Raw genomic sequence first — 16,585 nt, 5'->3', positions numbered from 1 at the left:
GACTATTTTCGAGTATTGGCTTACTCGGAAAGCGCCTAAGGGGTTTTGGGTAGGGTCGGCTATATTGACTACATTTCCTTTTACACGATTGGGAATGCTAAAAAGTCCAGCATTGTCAGCACTGTTATTCGAGAGAATTCGGATGAAATTCATGTAGTTCTCCGATACGCGGAAGAGAGTAATCTCCACGGTATCTCCTTTTTTGAATTTCTCATTTTCGTCGCTACTGCGATTTACAATTTTGGTAAAGAAGTGCCCATCGGCGAAATAGCGCCCGTCAAATCCATACAAGCGTGTTACACCATCAGAAGAGGCTTTGATACGGAGTACAAAGTTATTTTTATCGGTAGGGTCAGCATCGAAGCGTAGGTGGAGCATGATCTCATCACGATTGATACCCCCATCATGTGTCTGGGTGACATTCTCCTGAGTGAGTTGTGGTACTTCCTTGAGGATATCTGCTGCTTCATACCGCTTGCCGTTATAGAGAATGGAAAGTTGGTATTCTCGCTGTAGAGCAGGGCTAAAATGAGTGTTTTTATATACCCCAGCACTTCTTTCCAAGAATGGGAATACATTCCCTTGGTCATCGGTAACCGTGATAGTAGCGCCAGTAGCTCCTTCGGGTGTCTGGGTGCTATAGTAGGGGAGGGTATAGCTCAGCTCAATAGTTTGCGCCTCTCCAGTAGTACCCTTTTCCCAGTCAATATGGGCATCCACTACCAATTCTCTCTCTTGTGTATCCAGATCCAGATCTATGACTTTCTCGCAAGCAGTAAAAAGAGGAAATATGGCTGATAAAAGATATATTCTATGGGATAAAATAGTTTTTTTCATGGCTTAAAAAGTAAAATTATAGGTGATACTTGGGACAATTCCGAAAATAGAAAGCTTGACAGCTTCACTTTGTCGGGTTTCTTTATTATTTCTAAAATAAATAGAAGAGGCATTGTATCGGTTATATACATTGTAAGCCCCAAAGACCCATTCTGATTTCCATTTTCTCTCAGGATGAGGGGTATAGGAAAGAGATACATCCAAGCGGTGGTATAGGGGCAAGCGATAAGCATTGCGTGCACTATAGTTGGAGATGGACACATCGAAGTACTTGTACCTACCTACAGGGAAATTGCCAGGGATACCTGATTGTAGCGTAAATACCGCACTGGCGCTCCACTTCTTGTTGAAGGTATAGGTACCTGTCAGGGAAAAGTTGTGAGGCTTATCATAGGCGGTGGCATACCAATTTCCATTGTTAATCCCCGTCTCTTGGTCTGTCCTTCCTGGGGTTTGTTGTTCTGACTTAGAATAGGTGTAGGAGAGCCATCCGGTAAATTTTCCTGTGTTTTTCCTGATCAATAGTTCCCAACCATAGGCGCGTGTATGTCCTGGGAGTACTTCACGCTCTATGGATTCATTGGCGATAAGGTTCGCCCCATCTATATAGTCCAATCGGTTTTGGACAGTTTTGTAGAAGATTTCAGTTTCTATACTATAGGTATCTTCCTTGAGGTTGGTGGCATATCCCAAGGCGAATTGGTCAGAATACTGGGGTTTTAGGTAAGAATCACTCGGTGCCCATACATCCAGGGGGGTAGGGGAGGCGGTGTTCGATATCAGGTGTAGGTACTGTGCCATACGCGCGTAGCTGGCCTTGATAGAGCGGTTGTCATCAAGTGCATAGGCCATACTCAGGCGAGGCTCAAAGTGTGCATATACATCAATGAGGTCTCCCCTTTTGTATTCTTTTTCGCCTATAGGGGTCGCACGCTCATAGATGCGCTGAGCAGGATTGAAAACGACAGCCTCATCATTTAGATATTTGTTCATGCTGCGTTTTCCTAAGTGAAAGAAAGAACTCCAGCGCAAACCATAAGATAAGGTAAGGTGCTCGCTGATTTTGTGTTCTATATCTCCGTAAAATCCTGTTTCCAAGGCATATTTGTGAGGGAGTACCTTATGGCGTATGGTGGCATCTCCTATAGGGGTGAGTTCCCCTGGGTTGAAATCATAATAGGTGGCTTGCAAGCCATATCCGAGTTTGACCTTTTCCAACAGATAGTGTTTGAAATCGTATAGTAGGTTGAAGTTTCTCACCCACGAATCCCACTTGAATCCCGAGATATCTACATTCAGGCCATAGTAATAATCACTGTAGATGAGGGAAAGGTTCGAAAATAATTGATCGGAGAATAGGTGATTCCAGCGTAGATTGACAAGAGAGTTGCCATAGCTGTTTTTGATAGTTTGGGCTAAGTCGAAGATATCACGACCAAAGTAACCCGAGAGGTACAGACTGTTTTTGTCATTAAGCTTATAGTTGAGCTTGGTGTTGAGGTCGTAGAAGTAGGCCGAATTTTTGTTGTCTGTTAGTTTTAAGAAAAGATGGGCATAGGAAGCGCGTCCTCCTACAAGAAAAGAAGCTTTGTCCTTTACAATAGGCCCTTCAGCTAAAAGGCGAGAGGAGAGCACCCCTATTCCTCCTGTAGCATGGTATTGGGTATTGTTACCATCTTTTTGGTAGACGTCCAATACGGAGGAGATACGCCCTCCATAGCGAGCAGGCATCCCTCCCTTATAGAGCTTCATATCCCGAATAGCATCGGCATTGTAGATACTTAGAAAGCCAAATAGGTGAGAAGCATTGAAGATGGTCGCCTGATCCAATAGAATCAAATTCTGGTCAGAAGCTCCTCCTCTTACATTGAAGCCCGAAGAAGCCTCTCCGGTATTGCTCACCCCAGGGAGCTGTTGTAGTGACTTGATGATGTCTACTTCTCCTACCAGTACAGGGAGCTTCTTGATTGTCTCTATAGGTACACTCACTACACTGGTTTGTGGGGTGCGGATATCCGCTTTGGGAGTGCGCTGTGCCTTGATTTCGATTCCATCCAAGGCAATCCCTTCTTCCTGTAGCTTGTAATTACGGTGTTGGTTTCCCTTCAGGTGTAGGGGCTCTTCTATGGTCTTGAATCCTAAGAACTCTACTTGTAGAGTGTACTCCCCCTCGGGTAGGGTAAGGGAGTAGAAACCATATTCGTTGGTGGAAGTACCCATCTGAGTACCTTTGATCAGGAGGTTTACCCCGAGGAGTTTTTCTCCATTGGAGGCATCGGTGACAGTACCGCTCAGAGTATACTTTTGTTGGGCAGAAAGGCTCAAGCAAAAAAATAAACTACATAATACTAAAAAATATTTTTTCATGTATTGAAAGATATTGAAGATGATTATTCAGGTACAAAGATACACTGATTTGCTGACCAATGCAATAGTTAAAAATAACTATTTTTTGCCAGATAATTCTTTTGTTAAGGTGAAAAAAGATAGAAATCGCAGGCAAATATACAGATATTTTTGTAAATTTGCCCTCAAAAAAGATGAAATATTATCTATGTATAGCCTTTTGGCTTTCCTTGCTTTTTGTAGGTTGCGCTCCTAAGGATAAAAATACTCCTGAAGCTGTAGCCAAAGACTTTATAATAGCAGTGAATAAGAACGAGTTTGCTAAGGCAAAACAGTATGGTGATAGTACAGTTATCCATAGGATGACCCAGATAGAACAGATGTTCAAAGAGTACAAAGGGGAGATTCCAGAGAATCCAGCAATTGATTTTCAAGTGATACAAGTAGTCCCCACAGACGAACATAGTGCAATAGTAACCTATAGCCTTAGGGAAGGGGAATCCTACAAACAGCTCAAGGTACGCAAGATTGCAGGGCAGTGGAAGGTAACCTTGGAAATGCAAGAGGCTATGCCTGAGGAAAAACCTTAGCGAGTGGTTTGGTAACTGCCAAAGTTAAAATTTTGATCTATCAGGCGCTCTCCATTGTCATTGGTCAGTAATAGGTCTTTGATACGTACAAGGTGATTGTAGCGTGTCACTCCAGCAACAGTATCCCTCACTGCACGTGTTACAATAATAACAGTACCTCCTTGGGCTTCTATCTGAGAAAGGACTTTAGGAGAGGTCGCTGGCGGAGACGAACAGAAGTAGGACTGAGAGGGAGCCTCGTCAAAAGTACGATAAAACAGCTTGTAGTTATTGCCAATATTTCCAGTGATGGAGTCCACTTGGTTCTTGAGTGTTCCAGCACTGAACTGTAGAATAAGGGCTTCTTTACCTTGTGTCTTGTATAGGAAAGTAGCTGTAGTATCTCTGGTACAGGAGGTAGCTTCGCTACCGGTGAAGGTAATGCGCTCTACAGTGTAATTACCATCATTACAAGCAATAAGTAAGATGAGCAATAAGCTGATAAAGGGAAAGGTTCTTTTCATATCATTCAAAATATTGGGGCAAAGATACAAATAAAAAATGATTATTAGTTAATTCTCGATAAGAATAAAAAATTAATTCGTACCTTTGGGCACGTAAAAAAATGTAAAATGAACTTAGACAAAAAAGTCTATTTAGATAATGCCGCTACCACTCCTATACGTCCTGAGGTAAAGGAGACCGTGATAGAGGCGCTTTCATACTATGGCAATCCTTCCTCTGTACATAGCTTTGGGCGTACTGCCAAGTCTTTGATAGAGAAAGCTCGCAAGAATATAGCCAAGGAGCTCGGTGTATCTTCCTCGGAAATTATATTTACCTCTGGGGGTACTGAGGCAATCAATATGATACTCAAGGGAGCCGTGAGGGACTTGGGAATTACCCAAATAGTCACCTCTCCTACAGAGCATCATGCAGTGCTTAATACGGTACATTCTATCGAAAATGAATATGGTATACAGGTCTCTTATGTGAAGTTGGATGCTAAAGGCACTCCCGATATAGAGGATTTGAATAAGATTCTCTCTGAATTTCTTTCAGATGAGAAGGTGTTAGTCTCTCTTATGTATGTTAATAATGAGATAGGGAACCTGCTTTCGGTGGCCAAAGTAGCCGAGATATGCCAGAAGTATAAGGCTTATTTCCATTGTGATACAGTACAGGCCGTGGGACATTACCCCATAGACCTTTCTTCGCTCTCTATAGATTTTATTTCAGCTTCAGCTCATAAATTCTATGGGCCTAAGGGTGTTGGGTTTGCTTTTATTCGCAAGGACTTACCTATAAAATCCTTTTTATTCGGAGGAGAACAAGAGCGAGGTAGGCGTGCGGGCACTGAGTGTCTTCACAATATTGTAGGTATGGAGGAGGCTTTCCTCCTTGCTTATCAAAACTTGGATAAGGAACGCACTTATATAGAGGGGCTTAAAAAATATTTCATAGAACGCATAAGCCAAGAAATCCCTTTGGTACGCTTCAATGGACAGAGTGACAACCTCACCGAGAGTGCTTATACTATAGTGAATGTATCCCTGCCTATAGATCCCCAAAAAACAGATGTAGTGATGCTTTTCTTGGATATGAGAGGAGTCGCTTGTAGCCGAGGCAGTGCTTGCCAGAGTGGTAGCTCTCAGGGCTCTCATGTGCTCAAGGCGATTCTCCCTGAAAAAGAAAGGGAGAAGGCACATATACGCTTTTCGTTTTCTATTTTTAATACCAGAGAGGAAGTGAATTATGTCATAGAAGTACTCAAAGAATTTTTACAATGAATCTAAACAATTTATTTCGGATAGCATGGAGAGCTATCTTGCTGAACAAGACACGTACCCTGCTCACGATGTTGGGAATCATCATCGGGGTAGGTTCTGTCATTACTATGCTTGCCATAGGAGAAGGATCTAAAAAAAGTATCAAAGAGAATATTTCCAAGATGGGTACTAATATGCTCAATATCCGTCCTGGTGCAGGTATGTTTGGTGGGGTACGCAACAATAGTGATATGCAATCGCTCAAGCTTACCGACTACTTAGCCCTGAAGAAGGAAGCCAAGCTACTAAAGTATGTGACTCCTGTGGTCAGTGGCAATGGTCAGGCGATTGTCGGGGCAAATAACTGGCCAACTTCTATCTATGGGGTCAATACCGAGTACCTGCCTATTCGAGAGTGGGAGGTAGAGGAAGGTGCTATGTTCGGTCAAGATGAGCTGGATAATCTCTCAAAAGTAGCCGTTATAGGTCGTACTATACAGAAAAACCTTTTCCCTGATGGAGATTCTCCTATAGGACAAACTATCCGCTTTAAGAATATTCCCTTTAAGATTATAGGGATATTGGCCGCTAAGGGAGAAAGTAATTTTGGGCAAGATCAAGATGATATTATCATCGCACCCTATACCACAGTGCAGAAGCGTGTATTGGCACAGACCTACCTACAGTCCATTGTGGCATCGGCTATCAATGAGAATGAAGCAGAAAATGCGGTTAATGAGGTTAAGAAAATATTAGAACGTACACACAATATCGCTGCGGATCAGGAAAATAACTTCAATGTATTCTCCCAACAGGAATTGATTTCCACCTTTTCTTCTACTTCCGAGATGCTTACCGTACTCTTAGTAGCCATAGCGAGTATCTCCCTGATAGTAGGAGGGATAGGAATCATGAATATCATGTATGTATCGGTCAAGGAGCGTACCAAAGAGATCGGATTGCGTATGGCCATTGGAGCAAAAGGTAAGGATATTTTGGCGCAATTTTTGATAGAGTCTGTACTGATTAGTATTACCGGAGGAGTGGTAGGGGTAGTCTTAGGCCTTTTGGCAACTTATGTAGTCAATACATTTATAGGTTGGCCTGTGAGTATTACCTTTTATTCTATAGTGATTTCCTTCTTGGTATGTACCATTACAGGGGTATTCTTTGGTTGGTATCCAGCAAGGAAAGCAGCTGAATTAGAACCTATTACGGCGCTAAGATACGAGTAATAATGATCAATGATTAACAATATAAAAATGGATGTAGCAACATATAAAAAACTATTTTCCGAAGATGATGCTGTGGGATGGGAGGCTATGGACAAATCCTTAGAAGCGCTTTACCCCCATCAAGAACCTGAGCATTATGCTCCAAACCTTCCAGCATCGTTGGGAGGGGACTCTTATTTAGATGGAATAAGTATCTATCATAGTGAGTATCAAGAGCCACATTTTCACTTCGTTACTTATGGTTTTTCCGAGTTGTATTATAATGAAGAAGCCGCAGGGGGCGATTATAGTGGGTTTGGTTTTGAACTTACCTTTCGCCTGAAAAAATCAGGAGATGAGAATGTAGGTTGGGCAATAAACTTTTTACAAAATATAGCCAAATATGTCTTTACTTCAGGGAATTACTTTGAACCTTTCCATGTATTCCCTGCCAATAGCCCCATACGCTTGGAGTATGACACCCAGATTACTGCTGTGGCTTTTGTTCTTGATCCAGAATTGGGTGAGATAGATACTCCTCATGGAAAAGTTCAGTTCCTGCAAGCTGTGGGGATTACTGCTAAGGAATTAGAAATGCTTAGAGCAAGTTTTTCTATAGAAAAAGTGGAAGAACTTATCAGACAACTTGAAATAGGTAACCCGTTACTCATCACGGATTTGGACAGAAAATAGTTTTTTGAGGTTTAAATTACTAATCACTAAATTAATAATTAAAAATGGATTTATCAACCTATTATAAGCAACACCCAGAGGAACGGTATGAAAATATTCGTCGAATGGGAGAGATACTCAGTCGAGTAGAAGAGACTCTTACTAAGGCTGAAGCTCTTTTGGAAGAGTGGAAGGCCTTACAGCCAGATTTTGAAACTTTAGTAGCTTATTATGACAGTCCACAGTGGAGGGAGGATTATTTTGATAGCAATGATGGAAAGATTCCCGATGAGGTACCCCAGTGGGTGCTTACTCAAGATGCTATCTTCGATGCTATAGGAACTGAGTTTGACTTGGCTGATGGCTACAAGGAGCTTATAGAGACTATTGATAGTAAAAAGTGGAAAGAATAAAAATTAAAAAAATGAATAAGATAAAACTAACTTTATTTGTATTAAGTGCCATCTTTATGCAATCTTGTGCGAATCAGTCTACTGCAAAAAAGGAAGAAGCAACACCACAGGCAGAGACTACTACCAATAAACTTCCTAATCCTCAATTAGAGGGGCAATGGACAATTCTCCATATAAAAGGGGTGAAACTTGTCAAGAATACCCATAGTATCTATATGAAGGTAGACCTGCAGAAAAAAACAATCTCGGGGAGTGATAGTTGTAATAACTACACAGGTATGATTACTACCGTGACCGATAGCGAGCTTGTTTTCTCTCCAGTAGCCTCTACCCTAAGACTCTGTCCTGAAGTGGAGTATGATGGGGCTTTCCATACTGCCCTACAGGAGACAGTTTCTTATAAAATAGAACAGGATAATTTACACTTATTCAATAAGGAAGGAGAGGAAGTGCTCACTTTCTTGAAAAAAAATGAAAAGTAGTACTTAGCCATAGACTATTAATAGCTACCAATCATTGATTACAGATGAAATACCTATTACCATTACTTTTGTTCTCTTGTGCAGCTCCACAACAAATGGAAAAGAAAGTAGATACTCACTTGCTACTGCAAGGGGAATGGACCTTACAAACGCTTCGAGGAGTAGCGCCTGTAGCTTCTATTCCCTTGCCCAGCCTACAGATAGATCTTAAGGAAAATCGTATATCAGGCAATGGAGGATGTAATAATTATTTTGCCTCCATAGAGCATTGTTCTCCTACAGCACTTTCCTTTTCGGGAATTGGAGCTACTCGTATGCTTTGCTTATCGGAAAATATAGAAAGTGCTTACTTTAAAGCTTTACAAGAGGTAGCTTCCTATAAAATACAAGAGAATACTCTTCTTCTATTTGATAAGCAAGGAGAGGAAATTCTAAAAATGACAAATACTATAAAACCACTAACCCACAACCAGTCATGAAAAGATTATTTTTGGCTATAGTAGCCCTTTCTATGTCCATGGTGGCGCAGCAAAAACCTATCTTTACTCAAGGAAAGATACAGCAGGCGACCGTTTATTTTACAGGGGTAGACCTTACCCACACAGCTTCAGCCAATATTCCTAAGGGGACAAGCGAGCTGGTGATTAAGAATGTCGCCAACTCTCTCTCAGAGGAGACAATACGGGTATTGGCTCCGTCCAATGTGACAGTTCTCTCAGTACAATTTACTTCTCGTTATATGCAGGAATATGAGGTGGAGAAAAATAGCCCTGCTCTCAAGCGTGTACAGGATAGCCTTACTCTCTTGGAAAAACAACTTAAGAAGCTTCGAAACCAGCGCTACACAGAAGAAAAGACCATAAGCCTCTTGGATGGAAACAATACACTCAAAGGGAGCCAAGATGGGATTGCTATAGGCGATATTCCTAAGCTTATGGACTATTATACCGCCAAGCGTACGGAACTGCTCAATAGCATAGATGTCCTTAAGGAAAAAGAAGAAGCACTTACTACAGCTATTGCTAAGCTCAATGCTAAGCTTGATGTCAATGCTTCTCAAGAAGAAAAACTCTCCAATGGAAAAATTATCCTTCAGCTGATGTCGCCTGTAGCACAAAAGGCTGATTTCCAAGTAAGCTATATCTCCAATCGCGCTACTTGGCGTCCATTCTATGAGCTTAGAGCCGATAGGCTCTCTGCTCCCATTCACCTGCTTTACAAGGGGCAAATCTCACAGAGTACAGGAGTGGATTGGAAAGGGGTGAAGCTCTCACTCTCCAGTGGCAACCCTAACAAAAGCAACCAATTCCCCATATTACAGGCATGGCATCTTTATTTTGGCAGAGAAACTTATGAGTATACTGGCGCCAGAAATGCAGCTCCTCTGGGATATGCTAAAGTTACCACAGATGCAAGCCTCAAAAGAGCAGATGTGGAAAAAATGGTTTTAGAGGAATCCTCTGTGGCTGAGTATACTACAGTGGCTGAGAATCAGCTAAATGTATCTTTTGATATAGATACTCCTTATGATATTCTTTCTAATGGAAAAGCTCATAGCGTTTCCCTACAAGAGTTAGACCTGAAGGCTGATTACAAATACTATACAGCTCCCCGTGTGGACAAGGAAGTATATTTGGTAGCGGCTGTAGAGGATTATTCCAAGTATAATCTTCTCTCAGGAGAAGCAAACATTGTTTTTGAAGGGTTATATGTAGGTAAAACGTATATAGAACCTAATCAGACCAATGAGACACTCAATGTAACCATGGGGAATGATAGGAAAATCAGTGTAAAGCGTGAAAAGATCAGTGATAAGTCCCAAACCAAGTTTATCTCAGGTAATAAGGAACAGATATTCACTTATGATATTATATTGCGTAACAACAAAAAAGAGAAAGTAGACCTTGTTCTTAAGGATCAGTACCCTATCTCCACTGACAAATCGATGGAAGTAGAGCTCTTAGAAAGCTCTAAAGCTATTGTAGATGACAAGACACATATTCTCACTTGGGAGCTTACCCTCAAGCCCAATGAGACAAAGACCTTCCGCCTAAGCTATAAGGTAAAGTACCCAAGAGATAGAGTTATAGGGAATCTGTGATAATCAAAAATAATAAAAATCAGGAATTCATTATTTTATGAGTTCCTGATTTTTATCATTTATACAAAATGTGTTTTTTGCATAAATGATAATTCTTATTAAGGGATAATTTTTTTAGATTTTATTAACGTGGAAAAAAATAGCGTTTTTTTTCCACGTTATACTCTACATGGAAAAAAATAGCGTTTTTTTTCCATGTTAGTTTTTTTCTCTCTTTAGTACCTTTATTAGATTTTCATTAGTATAATAGTTGCTTTTCCCTACTTTAATTTTGTCTAATAGGCCTATTGAAGAAATCATATCTAAATAATTCTGTGCAGTACGCTTACTTATATTCAAATCTTTTTCCAAAAATTCTATTTTGGTATAAGGATTTTTAAAGAGGTTATTAAGCAAGTCTTGACTATATATTTTGGGTAACTCACTGCGTAGGCGCTGTTTGGTTTGCTGCATGAGTACTTTGATTTCTTCTACAAGTTCAATGGTTTCTATAGCAGTAATTTCTATTCCTTTGAGGAGATAAAGTATAAGTGTCTGCCAATCATTATTAGTTCTTACAAAAACTTCAATACAAGAGTTACAAAAGCGCTAAGGAAGGTAGCGATAAGTACGCCTCGGGCTCTGAGGTCATGTCTTAGGCGGATAAAACCAAAGAAGGCTACAAGGTTCAGTATGGCGCCTAAGCCTATGATAGTGCCTAAGACTTCTTGCTCATAAGCCATGATAAGCATAGTGACAAGGTCGGTAGGGTAGGCGAAGAAGAGCCACCATAGGAGGATTCCCAAGGCATTGGCTATGAGTCCTACTAAGAAGCCTATACCTATTTCTTTATATTTATTTCTTCTCATGGAAAGGGTATTGGTTAAGTTGTTCTAAGCTTGGGTAATGGGTAAGGTCAGCATGTACAGGTACTACCGAGATATAGCCATGATCAAGTGCCCATACATCGGTATCGGTACCTTCATCCTCACAGATAAATTTGCCCGTAAGCCAATAGTAATCACGTCCATGCGGATTGGTACGATGGTCAAAGCGCTCTTCCCAGCGAGCACGTGCCTGGCGGCATACTTTTACTCCTTTGATTTCTTCTCGCTTGAGCTTGGGTATGTTCACATTGAGCACCACTCCGTGTGGAAGTTTGTTTTTTAGTACATTGAGGGTAATATCGCGCACAAAGTCAGTACATTGGGAGAAATCAGCATCCCAGTTCATGTCCAAAAGTGAAAAGCCAATAGCGGGAATTCCTCCTACTCCTGCTTCCACAGCTGCACTCATGGTACCAGAGTAGATGACATTGATAGAGGAGTTAGAACCATGATTGATCCCACTTACACACAGGTCGGGGGTACGATCAAGGATCTCGTGTCTGGCAATTTTCACACAGTCCACAGGGGTGCCACTACAGCGGTATTCCACTTGGGCGCCACTATCGGTATGGACACGTTCGCAAAATAGGGAAGAAGTAGTCGTGATAGCATGTCCCATGCCACTCTGTGGCGCATCAGGGGCTACAACGACTACTTCTCCTATGGAGGTCATCACCTGTATAAGGGTACGTATACCAGGGGCAGTAATGCCATCATCATTGGTGATAAGGATTAAGGGCTTTTGCATATATTTCTCAAATAATGGTGCAAAAGTACAAAATAATGTTCAATGCTAATAAGGATTAATGATTAATTTTTTAAGGCAGAGATAATCAATTATTAATCGCTATTTTTAGTTTTCTTTATAAGTCCTATTATCACTCCTAGGATTAGCCCCCCGAGCGAGCTTCCTATAATAGCATAGATGAAGGTAGAGATTACAGTGGGTTTGCCTTCAAAAAGTCCTTGTTGAAATTCCATTACTTCGTCCTCGGACATTCTTTGAAGCAAAGGTGCCATCTTTTCAAGGGCTAGCTCTACAACTTTTTCATAATAGTTAGGGTCTAAGTAAGTGGTATAGACAACACTATAGATAGCAGAAAATATTCCCGCGATGACCCCTATAAGGGCCCCTATCTTCAGACCATCAACCACAGTGAGTTGACCATTATTGGCTGTCTTATATTGCTGGATACCCCATGTAATAAATAAGGCATACATAGCTGCACCCACTAGCCATAAGAGAATACTCAAGCCTGTATTACTTGTGTAGAGCACTCCTGTGGTATACTGTGTAAAGTTAAAGATAATCATCGCTATTCCTAAGAAAATCCCATTTTTGATAACGATGTTTTTCAATGCTGTTTCCATAAATTAGTAAATTTAACAGCACAAATATACGAATTATTTTCTAATAACCAATGATTAAAGATTATTTTTTCATTAATCATTAATCATTGTTCATTGATCATTGATCATTGGTTCCAGTCTATTTTTCGAGAAGCATACATAACGATCGCCAGGATGACAAAGAGCCCTACACTGCCTACTAATAAGGCATAGTTTTCCAGCTGGATAATCACATAGATAAATCCATACAAAGCAGCCAAGGAAATACCAATAAAGGTAGGAAACTTCTTGTTCTTGAGAATCGCTACCGAATACAGAGAGATAAGCCCTATGGTCATTACGGAGGAGATCAGGTATGCCAAGGCGAAACTACTATGTTCGGTAATGGAAACTAATAGGGTATAGAAAAGAACCAAGGCTAAGCCGATCATCGCGTATTGGAAAATATGAATCTTTATCTTGCTGATACTCTGCAAGAGGAAGAATATAAGGAAGGTCATCCCAATGACTAAGAAGCCATACTTGACCGCTCGCTCATTCTGTTGGTACTGATCTACAGGGATTAAGAAATTTACCAAATAGGCATAGGAGTTGATTTTAGGAAGTTCTCCAAAGGACTGTTGCGAGAACGGACGGTTCAGGTGCAGTACCCGCCAGGAAGCTGTGAAACCTTGCGGAGTGATTTGCTTTTTGTAAGGGAGGAAATGCCCAAAAAAGCTCGGATTAGGCCAATTGGATGAAATAGTCCCCTCGGTGGTCTTGCCTATAGGCGCAATGGCGATGTGCTTGCTACCATCATAGGTGATAGAAAATGAGAAATCCAACGGCTTGTTGAGTTCCTCCTTGGGGATAAAGCCTGTTTGTAAGGAGGAAATATGGCTACTTCTACTACCACCATAGTATTCTCCTTCTATTTCTATCATAGCATCGGTGTCCTCCCAAGAGTAATAAGAATCTTCCCCCTCTTGGTCATAGGTAGGCTCAAGTGGGTAGGATTTTCCAGCCAAGGTAATCGTTACGATATTCTTGATACTGCTCAGGTTGGTCGTGCGAATAAGGATGGTGGCTTTGTCCCAGGCTATATCTTCGTCCAGGATTCCTTTGGAGGAGAAATCAGGGGCTATATAGCGACCTGTAAAGTCCATAGAGGCGGTGAATACAGCCGATTCGTAGTTGTTACGCTTCTTTACCTCGGTCTGCACTTGGGAATTATTCTTCAGCTCTTCAGGGAAGAAATAGGCATAAGAGGTCTTGAAGGTAGTGCGATTTACATCCGAATAGACCTTGTAAGGGACTTTCAGGATAGGACCATAGAAGTAGATAGCGCTGCCCCATTTTGAGTCGATTTCATCTACCACACGCTCTTGACGGGATTTTCGCTCTCGTACCAAGTCCTTGACAAAGGATAGCGGTATGAGTAATAAGAGCGCTAAAGTTCCAATAAGGAACATACGGAAAGTGTTGGATTGCAATAGGTTTGCAAAAGTTGATCTTTGAGTATCCATTTTTATTAAGAATTAAAGGGTTACAGAGTTAAAGGGTAATAGGGTTAAAGGTTATAAGGTCACGAAGTTATAGGGCTATAGTTCGGGACAAGACATAAATTCCTTTATTAACATTGATCATTAAACATTAATCATTAAACATTGATCATTAATCATTTTAAAAGTGCTTTGTAATTCAAAGTGTAAATATAAAAAAAATAATATGATGCTAATTCTCTTGGGGAGAGGTACTTAGTTGGCACATTTTCTCAAGGGCTTCCAGATGCTCTTGGAAGGCTTGGCGTCCCTTGGCAGTAGCTCTATAGCGAGTATTGGTCTTTCGACCAATAAAAGTCTTTTCTACAGCGATATATTCATCATTCTCAAGGGCACGGGTATGGCTGGCCAAGTTGCCATCGGTAACACCCAGAAGTTCTTTAAGGGTATTAAAGTCGGCACTTTCATTAACCATCAGTACGGACATGATTGCCAAGCGTATGCGATGGTCAAAAGACTTGTTGATATGTGCTAAAAGAGACTTCAAAATTAGATAATAGGTATTTAGGTAATAAAACCAGCAAGGGGTCTTTTAATTCTTTTTCTTTTTGGGTTCTATATAGAAATTCTTATCACTTAAAATATTAGTAATCATATATTTCCCTTTGTTATTTTTCTTCAATTGATAATCTACGCAAGTTTTCTTCTTTTCCCAGTCAGAAAGCAAAAAACATACTCTATATCTATCATTACCTAAAGAGGTAATTTTCAAACTGCGATTAAGAGTTTTTGCTTCATAGTCTTGTGCTTGTATAAAAGGGTCATATTCTGGTGAATTATCTTCGCGAGAGGGAGGAAATACTTTATTGAACAATTCCTTAGATACATATTTTAAAAATTGCTCTTCTTTCCATGAATTATCATCATATATTACTTTGTAAAACTCCTTCAAAGTAGCGATAGCCTTTTGGGTATCCGTATCATTGGTTTGTGCTTTTAGGCAGAGCCCTCCTATGAGGAATAATAGGGTTGTAATAAAAAATTTTGTCTTCATAGTATATTTATTATCCATCCCATCCTATATGGGTAATTTCTTTTCCTTCAAAATCTATTTCTAACAAATGATCAGGGGAGAAAATATCCCCAGCACTTATATGAGCAGAGATTCCTATACTCCCAATATCCAAATGACCGCTATATACTTCCAAAGTGTTGTACCAATTGTCATCAGCCTCAGGTGTATATGCCCCACAATGCTCATTGTAATAGTTAATGAGTGTCGCTTTAGCATCCGAAAGCCATTCTAAATATTTATTTATACTATGCAAACAGCTTTCTAAAGGAATATCTTTGTTTATAAAGAATGAAAAATTCTCTTCTTCTACCTCTCTGCCGAAAATAACTACTTTTCTCGTTGGGAGTACATACTCATATGAGGACTCAAAATCTTCTACTTTCTCAAAATCTTCTATTTTAAGAATTTTCTGCTTTTTCTTTGCTTTCGATTTGCGTATGTCCTTGATACAAAAAGTATCTTTGTGTGTCTGAGCTTTGTCCGCCAAAACTACTAACTTGCTTTTCTCCTTATAGTTGGTAGGGTCGGCAATGCGCAAGAAAGTCTCATAAGCTGAGAGATGGTATTCTAATAGGCTGTAAGTATCAGTAAGGATACGTTCCTCTTCCTTAGTACGTTCGGTTTTGGCTTGCAAATCGTATAACAAGTCGTAAAGAGCCACAGCTCCCTGATGGGGTTCCTTTGCTTTGCGAAAAACATTAGAAGCATCAATATAGCGCTTGAGAACCTCTATCATAATGATTCTTTTTTGTTTCGCTCGTACTTGAAGTGCATAATACCTCCATAGAGTATATGGCATATACCAAATCCTATCACCCAAAATAGGAGTCCATATCCAGAGAACTGTACTGCAAAAAGTCCTAATACAATTTCAGTAATACCCAGATAGTGTACATCGCCAAAGGTGTATTTGCTCACATTCACACAGGCCAATCCATAGAATATTAGCGTCATAGGAGCAAGCAATCCATAATGTCCGTTCCTAAGAAGCAGTATACAGAGTATTCCACCGGTGAGTAAGGGGAGGGCAAAGTTGTATAAGGCACGTTTGGAGGTCGCATTGACCAGGGTTTCTCCATTGCGCTTGGCCTTGTAGGCAGAGAGCAAATAAGCGGTAACAATCGAGGCTACCAGTACTCCCAAGGCAATACCGATGAGCTTCCTGAAGGTATTGCTCTCCAAGATAACATAGGACTGCTGCAAATAGTGATCCTCCAAGATACTAAAAGCCAAACCCGCTCCGATAAGGGCATATATCCCTGCCAATACCCCTGAGAGTCCACTTAAGGAGAGAAATTGGGTGGATTTGCGCATTATCTGACGAATTTCCTTTAGGTCATCCAAGTATTTATGCTCTTCCATATAAAAGTACTTTGAGCTGCAAAGTAACAACAAAAAATCGACATGACC

General features: G+C 40.6%; 20 protein-coding genes. 8 read left to right on the top strand and 12 right to left on the bottom strand.

The window, feature by feature from the left end; translation table 11 throughout:
• Window positions 1-837 (bottom strand): DUF4249 family protein (locus tag CAPGI0001_RS02080; protein WP_002666104.1); only part of this gene is annotated, 837 nt, incomplete at its 3' end.
• 3 nt (window positions 838-840) lie between these two features.
• Complete coding sequence (locus tag CAPGI0001_RS02075) at window positions 841-3,204, bottom strand: TonB-dependent receptor (protein ID WP_002666142.1); 2,364 nt, start codon at window positions 3,202-3,204, stop codon at window positions 841-843.
• Between the two features lie 173 nt (window positions 3,205-3,377).
• Here CAPGI0001_RS02075 and CAPGI0001_RS02070 point away from each other — a divergent pair, with 173 nt between their 5' ends.
• A complete protein-coding gene (locus CAPGI0001_RS02070) occupies window positions 3,378-3,773 on the top strand; it encodes a DUF4878 domain-containing protein (protein ID WP_040359371.1) in 396 nt (131 codons plus the stop codon).
• Here the strand turns inward: CAPGI0001_RS02070 and CAPGI0001_RS02065 are convergent.
• Window positions 3,770-4,276: a hypothetical protein gene (locus CAPGI0001_RS02065; protein ID WP_002666148.1), complete on the bottom strand. Its 507-nt coding sequence runs from the start codon at window positions 4,274-4,276 to the stop codon at window positions 3,770-3,772. The two genes, CAPGI0001_RS02070 and CAPGI0001_RS02065, sit on opposite strands and share 4 nt — an antisense overlap.
• Before the next feature lie 108 nt (window positions 4,277-4,384).
• On the opposite strand from CAPGI0001_RS02065, the gene CAPGI0001_RS02060 reads away from it, so the two are divergent.
• The 7 genes from CAPGI0001_RS02060 to CAPGI0001_RS02030 are packed head-to-tail and all read left to right on the top strand — an operon-like array spanning window position 4,385 to window position 10,403.
• Window positions 4,385-5,542 (top strand): cysteine desulfurase family protein, encoded by a 1,158-nt coding sequence (locus CAPGI0001_RS02060; protein WP_002666167.1) that lies wholly within the window; start codon window positions 4,385-4,387, stop codon window positions 5,540-5,542.
• Window positions 5,539-6,756 carry an ABC transporter permease gene (locus CAPGI0001_RS02055; protein WP_002666150.1) on the top strand — a complete coding sequence of 406 codons (1,218 nt, stop codon included), beginning with the start codon at window positions 5,539-5,541 and terminating at the stop codon, window positions 6,754-6,756. Before CAPGI0001_RS02060 ends, CAPGI0001_RS02055 begins: the two co-directional genes overlap by 4 nt.
• A 27-nt stretch (window positions 6,757-6,783) precedes the next feature.
• Entirely contained in the window at window positions 6,784-7,428 is a 645-nt protein-coding gene (locus CAPGI0001_RS02050) for a suppressor of fused domain protein (RefSeq protein ID WP_002666140.1), read from the top strand.
• A 44-nt stretch (window positions 7,429-7,472) separates the two neighbouring features.
• Window positions 7,473-7,820: a DUF4298 domain-containing protein gene (locus tag CAPGI0001_RS02045; RefSeq protein ID WP_002666128.1), complete on the top strand. Its 348-nt coding sequence runs from the start codon at window positions 7,473-7,475 to the stop codon at window positions 7,818-7,820.
• An 11-nt stretch (window positions 7,821-7,831) separates the two neighbouring features.
• Window positions 7,832-8,302, top strand: a complete 471-nt coding sequence (locus tag CAPGI0001_RS02040; protein ID WP_002666146.1) for an META domain-containing protein — start codon at window positions 7,832-7,834, stop codon at window positions 8,300-8,302.
• A 44-nt stretch (window positions 8,303-8,346) separates the two neighbouring features.
• The gene (locus tag CAPGI0001_RS02035) at window positions 8,347-8,781 is read left to right on the top strand and encodes an META domain-containing protein (RefSeq protein WP_002666143.1); all 435 of its coding nucleotides are present in this window, start codon (window positions 8,347-8,349) and stop codon (window positions 8,779-8,781) included.
• On the top strand, window positions 8,778-10,403 hold the full coding sequence (locus CAPGI0001_RS02030) for a DUF4139 domain-containing protein (RefSeq protein ID WP_002666154.1): 1,626 nt from the start codon (window positions 8,778-8,780) through the stop codon (window positions 10,401-10,403). The genes CAPGI0001_RS02035 and CAPGI0001_RS02030 overlap by 4 nt, the downstream gene beginning before the upstream one ends.
• Window positions 10,404-10,601: 198 nt before the next feature.
• Here CAPGI0001_RS02030 and CAPGI0001_RS02025 read toward each other — a convergent pair whose 3' ends face one another.
• The 9 genes from CAPGI0001_RS02025 to CAPGI0001_RS01985 all read right to left on the bottom strand — a co-directional run bounded on the left by CAPGI0001_RS02025 (window position 10,602) and on the right by CAPGI0001_RS01985 (window position 16,537).
• Complete coding sequence (locus CAPGI0001_RS02025; RefSeq protein WP_002666163.1) at window positions 10,602-10,856, bottom strand: Fic family protein; 255 nt, start codon at window positions 10,854-10,856, stop codon at window positions 10,602-10,604.
• Between the two features lie 101 nt (window positions 10,857-10,957).
• Complete coding sequence (locus CAPGI0001_RS02020; RefSeq protein WP_002666131.1) at window positions 10,958-11,251, bottom strand: hypothetical protein; 294 nt, start codon at window positions 11,249-11,251, stop codon at window positions 10,958-10,960.
• The gene (gene surE / locus CAPGI0001_RS02015; protein ID WP_002666138.1) at window positions 11,238-12,017 is read right to left on the bottom strand and encodes a 5'/3'-nucleotidase SurE; all 780 of its coding nucleotides are present in this window, start codon (window positions 12,015-12,017) and stop codon (window positions 11,238-11,240) included. Before surE ends, CAPGI0001_RS02020 begins: the two co-directional genes overlap by 14 nt.
• Before the next feature lie 92 nt (window positions 12,018-12,109).
• The gene (locus CAPGI0001_RS02010; protein WP_002666113.1) at window positions 12,110-12,640 is read right to left on the bottom strand and encodes a DUF4199 domain-containing protein; all 531 of its coding nucleotides are present in this window, start codon (window positions 12,638-12,640) and stop codon (window positions 12,110-12,112) included.
• 104 nt (window positions 12,641-12,744) lie between these two features.
• Complete coding sequence (gene creD / locus CAPGI0001_RS02005; protein ID WP_002666117.1) at window positions 12,745-14,124, bottom strand: cell envelope integrity protein CreD; 1,380 nt, start codon at window positions 14,122-14,124, stop codon at window positions 12,745-12,747.
• A 208-nt stretch (window positions 14,125-14,332) separates the two neighbouring features.
• Window positions 14,333-14,647: a winged helix-turn-helix domain-containing protein gene (locus CAPGI0001_RS02000; protein WP_002666099.1), complete on the bottom strand. Its 315-nt coding sequence runs from the start codon at window positions 14,645-14,647 to the stop codon at window positions 14,333-14,335.
• Between the two features lie 45 nt (window positions 14,648-14,692).
• Entirely contained in the window at window positions 14,693-15,154 is a 462-nt protein-coding gene (locus CAPGI0001_RS01995; RefSeq protein WP_002666125.1) for a hypothetical protein, read from the bottom strand.
• Between the two features lie 10 nt (window positions 15,155-15,164).
• Window positions 15,165-15,911 (bottom strand): hypothetical protein, encoded by a 747-nt coding sequence (locus CAPGI0001_RS01990; protein ID WP_002666137.1) that lies wholly within the window; start codon window positions 15,909-15,911, stop codon window positions 15,165-15,167.
• Window positions 15,908-16,537, bottom strand: a complete 630-nt coding sequence (locus CAPGI0001_RS01985) for a hypothetical protein (protein WP_002666151.1) — start codon at window positions 16,535-16,537, stop codon at window positions 15,908-15,910. Before CAPGI0001_RS01985 ends, CAPGI0001_RS01990 begins: the two co-directional genes overlap by 4 nt.
• Window positions 16,538-16,585 lie beyond the last annotated feature (48 nt).

This window comes from Capnocytophaga gingivalis ATCC 33624 (assembly GCF_000174755.1).
Taxonomy (GTDB): Bacteria; Bacteroidota; Bacteroidia; order Flavobacteriales; family Flavobacteriaceae; genus Capnocytophaga; species Capnocytophaga gingivalis.
The sequence above is the reverse complement of the archived record's forward strand: the minus strand, read 5'-3'. Positions and strand labels throughout refer to the sequence as shown.

Excerpts from the sequence above, each read along its gene's own strand:
- CAPGI0001_RS02010 (WP_002666113.1), bottom strand. The coding sequence starts at position 12,640 with ATGGAAACAGCATTGAAAAACATCGTTATCAAAAATGGGATTTTCTTA.
- CAPGI0001_RS02060 (WP_002666167.1), top strand. The coding sequence starts at position 4,385 with ATGAACTTAGACAAAAAAGTCTATTTAGATAATGCCGCTACCACTCCT.
- CAPGI0001_RS02065 (WP_002666148.1), bottom strand. The coding sequence starts at position 4,276 with ATGAAAAGAACCTTTCCCTTTATCAGCTTATTGCTCATCTTACTTATT.
- surE (WP_002666138.1), bottom strand. The coding sequence starts at position 12,017 with ATGCAAAAGCCCTTAATCCTTATCACCAATGATGATGGCATTACTGCC.
- CAPGI0001_RS01990 (WP_002666137.1), bottom strand. The coding sequence starts at position 15,911 with ATGATAGAGGTTCTCAAGCGCTATATTGATGCTTCTAATGTTTTTCGC.
- CAPGI0001_RS02070 (WP_040359371.1), top strand. The coding sequence starts at position 3,378 with ATGAAATATTATCTATGTATAGCCTTTTGGCTTTCCTTGCTTTTTGTA.
- CAPGI0001_RS02030 (WP_002666154.1), top strand. The coding sequence starts at position 8,778 with ATGAAAAGATTATTTTTGGCTATAGTAGCCCTTTCTATGTCCATGGTG.
- CAPGI0001_RS02035 (WP_002666143.1), top strand. The coding sequence starts at position 8,347 with ATGAAATACCTATTACCATTACTTTTGTTCTCTTGTGCAGCTCCACAA.
- CAPGI0001_RS02045 (WP_002666128.1), top strand. The coding sequence starts at position 7,473 with ATGGATTTATCAACCTATTATAAGCAACACCCAGAGGAACGGTATGAA.
- CAPGI0001_RS02075 (WP_002666142.1), bottom strand. The coding sequence starts at position 3,204 with ATGAAAAAATATTTTTTAGTATTATGTAGTTTATTTTTTTGCTTGAGC.
- creD (WP_002666117.1), bottom strand. The coding sequence starts at position 14,124 with ATGGATACTCAAAGATCAACTTTTGCAAACCTATTGCAATCCAACACT.
- CAPGI0001_RS02050 (WP_002666140.1), top strand. The coding sequence starts at position 6,784 with ATGGATGTAGCAACATATAAAAAACTATTTTCCGAAGATGATGCTGTG.
- CAPGI0001_RS01985 (WP_002666151.1), bottom strand. The coding sequence starts at position 16,537 with ATGGAAGAGCATAAATACTTGGATGACCTAAAGGAAATTCGTCAGATA.
- CAPGI0001_RS02055 (WP_002666150.1), top strand. The coding sequence starts at position 5,539 with ATGAATCTAAACAATTTATTTCGGATAGCATGGAGAGCTATCTTGCTG.
- CAPGI0001_RS01995 (WP_002666125.1), bottom strand. The coding sequence starts at position 15,154 with ATGAAGACAAAATTTTTTATTACAACCCTATTATTCCTCATAGGAGGG.
- CAPGI0001_RS02020 (WP_002666131.1), bottom strand. The coding sequence starts at position 11,251 with ATGAGAAGAAATAAATATAAAGAAATAGGTATAGGCTTCTTAGTAGGA.
- CAPGI0001_RS02040 (WP_002666146.1), top strand. The coding sequence starts at position 7,832 with ATGAATAAGATAAAACTAACTTTATTTGTATTAAGTGCCATCTTTATG.
- CAPGI0001_RS02025 (WP_002666163.1), bottom strand. The coding sequence starts at position 10,856 with ATGCAGCAAACCAAACAGCGCCTACGCAGTGAGTTACCCAAAATATAT.